The organism is Sphingobacterium pedocola, from assembly GCF_015209965.1.
GTDB classification, from domain to species: Bacteria; Bacteroidota; Bacteroidia; order Sphingobacteriales; family Sphingobacteriaceae; genus Sphingobacterium; species Sphingobacterium pedocola.
In genome coordinates this window covers 813545-826121 of sequence record NZ_MU158690.1, presented here as the reverse complement: position 1 = coordinate 826121, position 12577 = coordinate 813545, and the positions used below count along the sequence as shown (strand labels likewise).

The window sequence follows — 12577 nt, the reverse complement described above, 5'->3', positions numbered from 1 at the left end:
TTTGTATACCTTTTTCTAGTTTTACCATCCTGGATTTTGCCAATTATCTCCTGTTATCGCCCTGAGCCTGTTGGCTTCATTCAATGGAATTGGTAGCCACAGAAATCTGTTGGTATAATTTTGTCTTCCACCTTCTCGCACCAGTCTTCTCTTATACGTAAAAGTACCGTCTTGACCTCTGCTTATTTCCATAGCCGTAATCCATCGATCTGTTTTTTCCAGATCTTCGTTAGGTTTTGTCCACCTTCGCACATCAAAATATCTATTTTCTTCTAAAGCCAATTCCACACGACGCTCATTCCTAACCCGAAGGATAAGTTCTTCTTTACTTAAACCTGTAGGCAACGACGGCATCCCCACACGTTTACGGATCTCGTTCACGGCTGTTCGTGCCTCGTCCAAATGACCTGCTTCCGCCGCTGCTTCGGCAAAATTCAGTATGACCTCTCCTAAGCGAAAAAGCTTGGTTCGTGTACCCCAAACGATTTGATTCGTTCCGGCGGTAGGGTGCAAGAATTTTCGTTGGTAGTAGCCTGTTCTAGTGGCGCTTCTTTTTGTCGGATTGATACCCGTTTGAGGTTCACCCATCCAAGTTGCTATTACCCTAGTTCTGGCGCCTATCGGAGCAGGGAAATTCTCCACAGATCCGGGCGCTTCCGCAAAATTCCAAAACGCATAACGCTTAGAGCCATTATAGTAAATCGAGGCATAGAAGCGCGGATCGCGGTTTGCATAGGGGTCAGCCGGATTATATAGACTATTTTCTGTATTATAGTTTGGTTCAAGATGCTTTTCATCCAAATAAGGACGCTCAAGATTTAACACGGGCTGGCCGTCTATCGTTTCGTATGCATCTACGAGCTCCTGCGAGGGGCATGTGCCAGATTTATAACCATTCTGCGCACCGACGCCATCCAAATGAGCCGTTTGATCATGACTCAAGTAACTTTGATAAATCGTCTCCCTGTCTACAGGGGTTTGCGAGAACTGCATTTCTCGTGTAAAATACTCGTTATAGCGGGACGCATTTTCATCTTTTACCGGGCCAATATGTGACAAATCGGACAAATAGGTTTGTGGAAAATTCACTTTATCGTATAGGACGTAGCCGTTCTGGCGAAGATTTTCCAAGGATTGCTTATTGATCTCGTAGGCTTCAGTCCACAGATCTTGCCCGTCATTGTTCTGTGGGCTTGCAGCAAAGAGGATGACTTTGGATTTAATGGCCTCGCCGGCAGCTTTAGTTATACGATGCGCTTCTGCTGCCATCGTAATCCGCCAAGGGAGTTCAGGTGTTGAAAGGGCTACGTCGCAATCTTCCACTATAAAATCTACCAATTCCTTATACGTCGCTTTCTCAATGAGACTGAAATCGCCGTCAAACGCATAGGGTTCCCGCATAATCGGCAATACAGCACCATACCACTTGAGCAATTCATGGTAGTAATAAGCCCGAAGTAAATGCGCTTCGGCTTTCCAACGCTGCCTATCGGCGGGGTTGCTGACAACAGCATCGTCTATGCGTTGGATAAACTCCGAACAGTTTCGAATCGCTGCCCAATAGCGATCCCAATAGTTCCCGTTACCGCGGCTGTCACTGACGTTTACTATTGGATGATTCGCTGCCGAAGCATTTCCATTATATAGCCTTCCTGCCATGAAAGAGGCCGCGGACTCCGCGTCAGTATCCCAAGCTTCGTCACTCCACACGACGGGGCCTCTGCTAAAAAAGTAATATCCAAAACCCTTCCCGGGAATGTTGCTGTAGCATGAGTTTAAAAACGCAGCTACTTGTTCGCTATCGGCAAAAACATCATCCAGCGAAAGACGACCATCCGGCGCCATCTCCAATGCTTTGTTGCAAGAGGCAAACATGCCTAAACACGTTAAGAGCACGATTAACTTTGTTATATGTTTTTTCATTGTTAATATCATTTCTCGGTTTCTTTAAAAAGTAACATTCAGGCCCATATTCCATGTTTTTGGCACCGGATAACCTAAGGGATCTATATACTCGGGATCTAAATGGTTCATCGGAAGCTTGTCCCAAAGCGCTAGATTATATCCGCTGACATAAGCCCGAAGAGCTTCAACACCAATTGATTGGAGCCATTTTTTTGGCAAGGTATACGCTAATTCAATGTTGCGCAATCGCAAATACGATCTATTCACGACAAAAAAATCGTTATTCGTATGGTTTGTGCTATTTCCTGTACTGAGGGCTGGGTAAGTAATTTGTTCGCCGTTTGCGTAGCGTTCGGGTGTCCATGCGGAGGTATGATAACCGTAATAAGTACCCCCATACAGATATTCATGGACCCCTTGGTTAGCTGTCCATGCTGCAGCGTAGCGCCCTACACCCTGAAAAAAAACGGATACATCAAATCCGCCATAAGCTACCGATAATCCGAAGCCGTACGTTTCGCCTGGTATGGAGCTAAAGCCGAGGGGAACCTGGTCCTTATCATCTACAACGCCGTCCTTATTAAAATCCATGTATTTAAAATCTCCCAAACGTGGGCTACCAAAGCCATAAGTTGTTTCTGCTAAATAACTATCCAACTCTTCTTTCGAGTTGAACATGCCATTTCCATTGCTATAATCTATTTTATAACCCCAGGATTGCCCTAAAGAATATCCTGTTTGCCGGTAGCGATGTATGTATGACTCATCCCGGATAGGCTCATCCATAAACTCAACGATGTTCTCGTTTCGTCCATAATTAGCCATCAAGTTAATCCGGAGTTTTTCGCTTATCGTTTTCTTGTAGTTTAATTCAATCTCGAACCCTTTGTTATTAACGATTCCCATATTCACTCGTGGAATATTCCCTAATGGAACACCTTGTAAAGTCGGTACAGATTGACGTCCAATCAGGATATCACTACGGTTCTCTACAAAATAATCAAGTGCAACATTCAGGCTTTGGAACAGTCCGAAGTCGACCCCGTAGTTTTGCTTCAACGCTACTTCCCAACTGATATTAGGGTTGGCCAGCAGGCCTTGGGTTACGGTCTGCCCCCTACCTAGACTGGGTAACGGACCTCCAGTGGCCATCTGTGTATTGGACATGTATAAAAAGCGATAATTTCCGATACGGTCGTTACCAACTTTTCCGTATGAAGCCCGAAACTTTAATTGATCCAACCAGTTAATAGTTGGCATGAACTTCTCATTTGTTACGACCCAACCCACGGACGCAGCTGGGAAAAAGCCGAACCGGCTACTCGGAGCAAATTGTTCGGAACCGTTGTATCCCACATTGAACTCGGCAAGATAACGATTATCATATGCATAAGTAAAGCGTCCGGCAACACCAATTACATTGAATGGTATTTCGGCTAGCGTGGACTCCCAATAATCCCTTTGTCCTAAAAACATAGCACCTACGTCATGTTTGTCCGCAAATGTTCTGTTATAATTTAAGGATCCTTGCATGTTGATGTTATAACGGGAATCTGTTCTTTTGGATAGACCGAGCATTGTCTCTTCGCCCCGGCTAACCGCGTAGTTTAAGGTATTGGCAACCGGGTCTACCTGCGCAAGATATAATCTTTCCTGTTTACGGGCTTCCATAATGGTAGTCGCACGCGTATCATAGGATATCATTCCTTTAACGCTCAACCCTTTTACAATACTTGCTAACGACACGTCTACACCGAACGACGCGTTTAAATTTGACCTGACTTCATGCTGATAGCCTCTTCTATTCATAACCTCAAAAGGGGAACGGTCGAGATAAGCTGGGTAAACGACTTGTCCCGGTTCCACTCCAAATCCATCAATAGTAAGAGGACCCGGCGTTATGGGGCGCATAGAATGCGCCTGAGATATCAAATCGCGTATCATCCAGTTTGTATCTCCGCCATACACGCCCGCCGACGGCATATTTACACGTTCAATATAGCTACCGATGTTGAGAAATGACTTAACGTATTTGCTCACCTTATAGTCGAGGTTTGAACGAAAGTTATATCGTTGCATATGAGATGAAGGGTCGTAGCCCAAAACAGATTCAGGCTGCGTATTTAAATTACCTCCTTGATGTAAAAAAGCGCCGTTGACAAAATAGCTGAGCTTTTCCGTCCCCCCTAGTGCATTTACATTGACGCGACTTTGCGGTGTGTTTCTAGCAATCAACTGCCGGTAATAGTCATGGTTGGGATACATGTAATTCCGTATTTGGACTTGCTCATCATAATTCGGTGCATTAGGATCTAATCCAGCTAACGGATCGGCATAGCGGGCTATCGTCTCTTCACTATAGGGCAGTGCTGCACCGCTATTTAGGGCGGCTTCATTAGCCAAATTCATGTATTCGAGAGACGTTATACGCTCAGGTTCGCGCGTAAAAGAAGTCCAACTCTGATCAAGACTTGCGTTCAGCTCCATCTTTCCTTCTTGTCCTCTACGGGTGGTGATAAGGATTACACCATTGGCACCACGGACACCAAATACCGCAGTGGCAGATGCATCTTTTAGAACTGTTACCGATTCGACCTCCGTAGCATCTAAGGTTCGGATATTATCACGCGGAACACCGTCTATCAAAATCAACGGTTCTTGGCCATTGAGGGTAGCAGCGCCACGAAGGTACATCGTCGCATCATCCCTGCCGGGTTGTCCTCCGCCTCGTTGCATAGACGAGAGGCCCGGTAATCTACCGGCTAATGCAACAGCTAGACTAGATGAAGGCGTTTTACGCAACTCGCTTGTTCCTACACTGGAAATAGCTCCGGTTACTGAGATCTTTTTCTGCTGCCCATACGCGACCACGACGACTTCGTTCAGATCTGCTTCCAATATAGATAGCTGTACATTTACCTGAGTGCGCGTGCCCACGTTGATTTCCTGAGCAACGTACCCCACGGACGTGAACACCAACACTGTATTTGGTGGCACGGAAAGCGTGTAATTTCCGCTCCCATTCGTAGTCGTCCCTCCCGTCCCTGTCTTCAACGCTACACTGACGCCGGCCATGGGATTATCCTGTTCGTCTGTGACCCGGCCTGTAATTGTCTGTTGTTTCGGCGCTTCAATATCCGCAGCTAAAACGCCGACGGATATGGCTTTTTTTTGAGTCTCGCCCTGCACGATAGCGATGGTCTTGTCCTTCACAAAATAAGAGAGTGATAAGGGCTTCAATATAGTTGTAAGGACTTCTTCCAAAGGCCTATTTTTTGCATGAATAGACACTTTGGCAGTGGGATCTACAAAACGATCATTGTAGATAATATAGTATCCTGATTGTTTTTCTATTGCTTCTAAAATTGCCGCCAAAGGACGGCTCTCGACGCGAAGCGTGATTGTTTGCGAAAGCGAAGCCGCACTTACGTGCAAACTAGAATACAATAACAACAACGAAGTTAGTTTCATAATTCGTAGCAACTGGTTATACATTTTGTGTGTTTTTATCATCTTCCAATGACACAATTCGTAATTTATTATTACGTTTGTACGTTTGGATATTTTATAATCAATTAGTAACGCTGGTTTATAAGAGGCTTTATCTGAACGATTGGGGAAGTGTTGGTAGCGCTTCCCCTTTGCCTATATGGATATATTCCCTAAATTTTGCTAAGTTTTCTTTCTTTCATATTGTTTAGTTTTTAGTTAATAGATACTTTTTAGTTAACGACAACACTTTTTCCTTTTATCTGTACATTCACGCTAGACAAATTCAACAGTTCTAAGACAGTCATCAGCGAAAGGCTTCGGCTCATTTTGCCACTAAAGGTATCCTTAGGAACCTTGCCCTTATATATGACGTCTACGTCGTACCAACGTGAAATCTGCTTCATCATATCCGCAAAGGATGTATTTTTGAAATAAAACAAGTCATCTTTCCAAGCCGTGTACTGGCTTGTATTCACCTGTCTTATGGATCTGCCATTTATACTCACTGCCGATTGGTATCCCGATTTCAGAAGAAACGCATTTGCTGAGGTGTATTCTGGCATGATAGACACACTGCCTTCTACCAAGGTGGTCACCACCTCTCGTTGATCGGTATATGCCGAAACATTGAACTGTGTTCCAAGCACTTCTATTTCCTGTTGACGGGTCTTCACTACGAAGGGATACCTCCGGCCTCCTTTGTTCAAAGAACGGACGGCAAAATAGCCTTCCCCTTTCAATTCTACTGCTCTTGTTGAACCAGCAAATCGTGCAGGATACCGCAACTGAGAAGAAGAATTAAGCCAAACTTCAGTTCCATCTGACAGGACCACCTGATAGACTCCACCTTTGGGTACAGAAACCGAAACGAAATCGGTATCAGCGATACTCACTTCGCCATCCGCGAGCACAGTGCTGCCATCTGCGTAGTGCATAGAACCATTTTCTAGTAGAATGGATCCCTGGTCTTCACGTAAGGTAACCTTCCGGCCATCTGCAAGTGTCAATACCGCCTTTCGTCCTCCTGGCTCTATATCCGTCACAACAGCTGACTGGCTTTCTACTTTACGAACTCCATTGACCTCCCAGACGGCAACTCCTGCTATCAGGATTAGAAAAATCACGGCTGCATATTGTTGCCATCTCATTCGATACAAGCGCGTTTTTTTCGTTGAGCTTGCCTTGTTGATACGCTCCTTTATACGTCGCTTTGTCCGTTTTATCGCCCCGCTTTCATTTTCACCATATACCTCCTCGAAATCTACCAACGCGCTTAACAGCAATTTCGGATCAGAAACCGTGTCCAGCAAATGCCGGTACTCAGGAGATATATTAACCCAATCATCCAGCTCCAGTTGCTCTTCTTCAGTTAATGTTGCCTCTATATGACGACGTAATAAATATACGACACGATCAGTTTTTTTCATGTTTATAAAAGGTGCTCTATATACAATGACAAGGGAAATAATGATATCTTACATGCATTTGTTTTTTTTTGAAAAAAAAAACAGGAAGGGATTAAAGGTGTGCCAGCGTGACTGATCAGAAAAAATAAGATAAAATCTATCAGTGCTTGGACAACAGCATTTGCAATACGACAAGACCCAGCCACATGTTTTTTTCTTTGAAAACAAGGCGTAGACTCTCTAGGGCGCGGAAGCGGTTTGTAAATACTGCAGGAGCACTCATGTTTAGCTTTTCGCAAATCTCTTCTGTCCCTAGCTCTTCAAAATATGTCAACTTGAATACTTCCCTTTGCTTTTCGGGAAGCTTGCTTACTTCATCATAGATGGATTGGAGGAGTTCGGTCCGAACAATTTTGGCATAGGCATCTGGATCGAGACTTTCGAGGGTCTCCGTAAGTTCATAATCGTATTCCCGGGACGCATACGAAGATTTGATATAATTTATGCCAAGGTTCTTGATCACAACGTAAAGGAAAGCACTGACACTATCAGAAGTTTCGAATGTCTCGCGGTGCTCCCACAACTTAACCATGCTATCTACCACTACTTCCTCAGCGATTTCCGGCTTTTTGACGATAGACTGCGCAAAATACAGAAGCTTCCGACCATGCTTTTTCAAGATCGTATCTAATGCAGACTCACTCCCTATGCGTAAAGCATCAAGGAGTGAGTGATCTATCTGTACCGGACGAAATTTTCCCATGATCTGCACTGAAAACCGTTAGTGTCCAAGTTAGTGATAATTTATACGATTTGGCAAAACAAAAAGCATTTCTTCATATCAATCAATCCGACTATAATTCAATACATCAATGGGCAACGTAAATACATACGGTGTTCAAAAAATGAGGAATAATAAATAATGCATCGGCGCTACTTGTTGCCACACATGAAATCGTCAAACTACTTAATAATATAGACCGGAAGTAATGCTAAAGCTTAATTTTCATCAACAAAAACACGCTTAACAGCCTCCAAATATGCCATTCCGTTTACTTTGTCCGGCTCTAGATAGCTTCCTTCAGTCCATTCATTCCAGCAATTGATATTTAACATACGAGGACCAGATGGATCTTGAAGAAGCTTCTCCTTAGTCAATCGTAGCGCATTTTCGAAGTTTTCCGGTGTATTATTTCCTATCGTATTCATGTAGGGATACTCATCTGTTTGCCACGGCGTATTTATATCGCAGCGAGGTGTTGAGTCCCATCCCATTGTAACATTTGGATAATAGGGTACACCGTACTCTTTGGCCGCACTATCCCAATGGGTGAAATAATGCTGTCTCACTTGTTCGTAGTCTGTCTGCTTCTCGGGTAGATCAACGTGATGTATCCATACATAAGACGTAGCTGAGTTGAAACCCAACTCCCGAATTAAACTAGGTGTATCTTCGGGAACCTTCTCGCCCGGAAGTATTGGACTGCCCCAAGCTACAATATTCCAATGAATACCTTCGAAACCAGCCTCTACTGCTTTTTCTCGCAATCGATCCATAGCCTTGCGGGCTGCTTCGTGACTTCCAAAACCTTCGACGAAACGTTGCACATCATACAACGAAAAATACGGCTTACCGTCAATCTTCAGATAGTTTGGCTGCTTGAAATATGTTTCGATCAAAAAATCGCCGATTTCTTCAAAGCGTTCAGGCGACACTTTTCCGGGATAGAGAATACGCTGTGGATCGCCGAGTTTATAAGGGTGAATATCCATCCAATCGTGATTTGCCCACATCAAAGCAAACTCCATATCTGTTGCATTCCTCGCCTTTAAAAAGCCGCTATCCAGGGCTAAGTTCAAGAATGGTCCATCTTCATACATATACCAATCGAAGATAAAGCAGTTGACTCCGTGTCCAACCGCAGCATCAATTTTTTTCTCCATGACTTTAGGGTCCTTCTCGTCTAAATATCCCCATTCAGGCACTAGGGGCTGATGATGTTGGTCAAACCGCGGAACAGCTTTTTTCACCAATTCCCACTCGGTCCAGTCTGATCCTTTATCCGGGTTAGCGGCATGCCGCGCATCTCCTGAATGATAGTTAGGGAAATAATAGGCAGCAACGATCAATTTATCATCGTCTTTCTTTTTTGTCGTGCTACAGGCAGCAGCAATTACTACTACTAATACAAGTATAAGAACATTGACTCTTTTCATAATCTTCTAATGGCGCAAAGCTTTATGCGTCTTTTTTATTTTAGTATTAACTATTTATTCGTTATTCTCAGTACATACACCCAGTCTTTATCGTCGGGCTTATTAGGCAGCGTATACCCCCCTTCCCGGTCAGGACGCACGACAGAATCGGCAGCGGCATGATACGTACCTTTTCGAGGATTGAACCAAAAGGCAGCGTACGCAGCATGAGGTCGCATATTGACAATACGACCAGACAATATTTTGCCCGTTTTACTATACAATACATAAACTTTATCTCCAATAGACGAAAGAAAATGCTGATTATGATCCAGTTCCTTAACATATTGGTTGTCTCCGAAGCGAGGCTCCAATAGATGGAAATCTAACGCACAATAGAACTGTTTCATATACCCCATCTGGAACGACCCGGGCAAATCTTTCGCTTCATACCAACTCAATTTTGACCAAGTCTCCCATCCCTGCCCATCTCCGGCTTCCCAATTCATGGCCCAAATACCTGATGCTCCATAGGTATACCCATAGCTTCCCGATTGTAACGCACGCCAAGCCGTTTCACGAACCTGATCGGCCGATATTGCCTTTGGCCAATGCAATTGTTCGTAGTTGGCTTCGGTTTCTATAAATGGCTTTCTCGGCGTCGCATTCCAGTATTTTTCGTAATAGGCCTGCGATTGATTCTCCGCCGAGTTATCATGAAGATGCCCTCCCTGCATCGCCCAGAACTGGTGCCAGGAGATATCTTTCATCTCATTAAAACTAGGATATTTACCCGGATAATCCCGATCCGTATGCATGGACAAGGGTCTTTTATAACCATCCAGTTCACTAATTAGCTGGGCAACCTTCATCCACTTTTCATAGGAACCGTCCTTCGGCGAGGCATTTACTTCTTGAGCCGTAATCCAGATCACAGGGTAAGCGGCATATCGTGCAACCAGGTATCTCGCCCAATGCAATAACGACTGTTGGTGCATCTTATTGGCATTAGCCTGATGAACGCCAAAACCCAAAGCAATGGTCATCCCCCTATCTGCAAGGTAATCCATCATAACGTCAAAATTTTCTCGGAATGCCTCGGGGTTTACCTGAATAGCATCAGGAGCGGTAAGTAGCATCTTCCGGTCCACCCACCAATTGAAGCGTCGCGGGTTGCCTCCGCCATCATTTTCCGCGGCGTCAGGATATGTTTGGTAGATATTAAAGCCCTTTCGCAACCTATTTTCCACCAGATCTTTGAACTGACCAAGACCATTAACTGCATTGGGATCGTTATTGGCATCTAAACGTTCGTAATCCGGAGCCTGCCAGTGGGTATCCCCCAACCAAAAAAATGGATGACCGTCGGAATAAGTGAAATATCGATTATTTGATGAAAGCTGTACAAAGCCCCGACGATCCAATTCAGTACTACCATGATTAGCAACAGCAAGAAGATCCCCCGCCTTTGCCAATGCGACGTTAGCACTGTCGTTCGAACGAATACTATAGGTCCATTTCCCAAGTTGATTGGGTGAGAAACGCACAATCCATTGATTCCCTCCGTTCCAAAATCCGGGTATAGCTATCTGTTGACCGCTTTCATGGGTAAAAATAGCATCGACCATCACGTCTAAAAAAGGGTTACCATAAACTTTGTCACTCGTCAACGGAATATCAATCCGCTTCCACATTGGAACGGTCTCTTGCCTTGCCAAAACTTGGGCATGTACGGGGGAATATAAAGCGTGGCTCGCTAAATGAAGGACGACACATAAAATTATCGAACAATAAAAAACACTTTTCGGATTTTTTATTAATAAAAACAGTTGGTACATATTGGCGTATGCTTATAAATTTATAATCTGTGACAAGTATAGCTACTCTCACGAGCTCTCCTGTCATGTGCTATCCTGTCGTTATTGTCGCAGAAGTGGTCGTATAAACCCCGTCTTTTATTTAAATAATGTTTAAGTGATCTAATAAGCGATTCTGCTGCGGAGACATTTGTTGTCGTAACAAGATTGTTTCACTTTCAGAATAGAAAATTACGTAAATTCCTTTGCATCAACATCGCTATTTATGTACAATAGCCAATGCGTTTGCAACGGCTCTTAGTGAAGCGTCGGAATACCGATTGACAACTTTTAGGCTTCCATCTTGTTTTACAACCATTGTACTGGAACCTCCTCCATCGAGATTCAAGGCATAAGTAACACCCAAACTACCGATGATCGACGCTAGTTCGTCGATCGTCATCCCAACGGAATAGGAAGGCTGTCGTCCATCCACAACTACGAAATACACTTTTTTATCGGCGGTAAATCCTACCATGGTGCGTGGATGGCGATCGGTATCGTTAAAGACCTGCCTAACACCGTTGTTGTATAGCATGTGTGCACCGCCGCCCACCAAGTTTTGAAAGCGTTGATAATCCAATGCTGTCAGAGGAGAAGCATAGCCAATAGATAAGCTGCCATCTTTCCTCGTCCCAATATAAGTAGAACCCGCTCCATCCCTGACATAATCCTTCACAATAGAGCCGTCTATTATTACGGGACCCCAAGGCAAACCGGACCAATCAAAGAAATCTGCGTTGACGGCAGCCACCACCTGGCTCCCGGCATTCTCCCGGTGCTGGCTCATGCCTAAAACTGTCTGAAGGCTAAATTGGGTGTCGTTATTGGGCATCAAAGTGCTTAAACCCAGATTTCCGTTGTTTAGATCGGCCTCCAATATAAAAAGACTAACAGGGTTCCGGTCAGCTTTCTGAAATTGGAGTGTAGAATAATCTACGCCCTCGTGGAGACTAATGGTAGATTGTGAGACAATCTGGCTGACCAGACCCGATTTTTCCGCGACATGTTTATTCGTTATGCTACTGTAGTATGGAGGCGCTGCTAGTTGCACTTCGGCAGCATACAACGTATCTATAGCGTGGAGTTCGGGCAAGTAAGCCGTGCGATAAGTTATCATACCCCCCGCTTTGTATTCGGGTAATTCGACGACAGATGCAGCTCGTTCAGAAAATTTCATGCGCGGGCTATTGTTCTCACGCTGATACCTTATCGCTATGCCTAAGTCTTGTCCGACCGTTGGCAACCATTCGATATACGGAATGGTGTTCCCGATAAAATATATATCCCGTACCGAGCGATTGGTCAGTGAAGCCGCGTAATTATCACCATACACGGTAGTATGTACCCGAAGCGTGAGATCAGAGATCACGCCGTTAGCGTCATAGGTGATCACGTCAAAGGTATACTTACCTTCCATCAAATCTTCGATAACCGTATAAATGGTATCATTGGAAGACTGCTGTATATCAATATTGATACGCTGCTTTGGATTACCCCAAGCCACTTCACAGCGACTCACATCCGCTTTATCGGCTACGAAAGAGAGCCCCATTCTATAATATCCTGGATGGGCGCGCAAGGTTGTCGCCGAGACCAGTCTTTGACCATTGATGGCATCATCGACGGCCGTTGTCTTGCTACAGCTGAGCAGACAAAGCATGGTCATAAAAAAAATTAACTGTTGTTTGTAAATACGTTTCGTCCTGATCATGTTATTTG

7 protein-coding genes are annotated in these 12577 nt (G+C 44.4%); all 7 read right to left on the bottom strand.

Features of this window, described 5'->3' with window-relative positions:
- Positions 1-21: 21 nt before the first annotated feature.
- The 7 genes from C4F40_RS13535 to C4F40_RS13505 all read right to left on the bottom strand — a co-directional run bounded on the left by C4F40_RS13535 (position 22) and on the right by C4F40_RS13505 (position 12569).
- Positions 22-1923 carry a RagB/SusD family nutrient uptake outer membrane protein gene (locus C4F40_RS13535; protein WP_196939913.1) on the bottom strand — a complete coding sequence of 634 codons (1902 nt, stop codon included), beginning with the start codon at positions 1921-1923 and terminating at the stop codon, positions 22-24.
- 24 nt (positions 1924-1947) lie between these two features.
- Positions 1948-5376, bottom strand: coding sequence for a TonB-dependent receptor (locus tag C4F40_RS13530; RefSeq protein ID WP_231390066.1), 3429 nt, complete (start codon positions 5374-5376; stop codon positions 1948-1950).
- Between the two features lie 251 nt (positions 5377-5627).
- Positions 5628-6824: a FecR family protein gene (locus tag C4F40_RS13525; RefSeq protein WP_196939911.1), complete on the bottom strand. Its 1197-nt coding sequence runs from the start codon at positions 6822-6824 to the stop codon at positions 5628-5630.
- A 139-nt stretch (positions 6825-6963) separates the two neighbouring features.
- Positions 6964-7566 (bottom strand): RNA polymerase sigma factor, encoded by a 603-nt coding sequence (locus tag C4F40_RS13520; RefSeq protein WP_196939910.1) that lies wholly within the window; start codon positions 7564-7566, stop codon positions 6964-6966.
- A 236-nt stretch (positions 7567-7802) separates the two neighbouring features.
- Positions 7803-9020 carry a glycosyltransferase WbsX family protein gene (locus C4F40_RS13515; protein WP_196939909.1) on the bottom strand — a complete coding sequence of 406 codons (1218 nt, stop codon included), beginning with the start codon at positions 9018-9020 and terminating at the stop codon, positions 7803-7805.
- A gap of 50 nt (positions 9021-9070) precedes the next feature.
- Positions 9071-10717: a DUF5060 domain-containing protein gene (locus C4F40_RS13510; RefSeq protein ID WP_231390065.1), complete on the bottom strand. Its 1647-nt coding sequence runs from the start codon at positions 10715-10717 to the stop codon at positions 9071-9073.
- Between the two features lie 358 nt (positions 10718-11075).
- Positions 11076-12569 carry a phosphodiester glycosidase family protein gene (locus C4F40_RS13505; protein ID WP_196939907.1) on the bottom strand — a complete coding sequence of 498 codons (1494 nt, stop codon included), beginning with the start codon at positions 12567-12569 and terminating at the stop codon, positions 11076-11078.
- Positions 12570-12577 lie beyond the last annotated feature (8 nt).